The sequence below is a fragment of the Mesorhizobium sp. f-mel genome, from assembly GCF_053850215.1.
The window spans coordinates 1-274 of the sequence record NZ_JBSPTO010000099.1 but is presented as its reverse complement, the minus strand read 5'-3'; the positions used below and the strand labels follow the sequence as shown (position 1 = coordinate 274).

Annotated in this window: 1 pseudogene; it reads left to right on the top strand. The window is 58.8% G+C overall.

The annotated features are described in order from the left end of the window. Window positions 1-274 (top strand): annotated as a pseudogene (locus ACWUKX_RS31070) (calcium-binding protein); the annotation flags it as partial.

Below are 274 nucleotides of genomic sequence, written 5' to 3'. Positions count from 1 at the left end.
TTGGCACCACGAAGGACGCCGGCACCACGGCAATCAACCTGACCGGCAACGAGTTGGCCCAAACCATGCAGGGCAATGCCGGCGCCAACGTCATCAACGGCGGCGGCGGTGCCGATAAGTTGAGCGGCTTCGGCGGCAACGACATTTTCGTCTTCAATAGCGACCTTGGTAACGGCAATGTCGACAGGATTACCGACTTCAACAAGGACAAGATCCACCTCGACGACGCCGTTTTTGCCGGGCTTAAGTCGGGGGGGCTTTCATCGGACGCTTT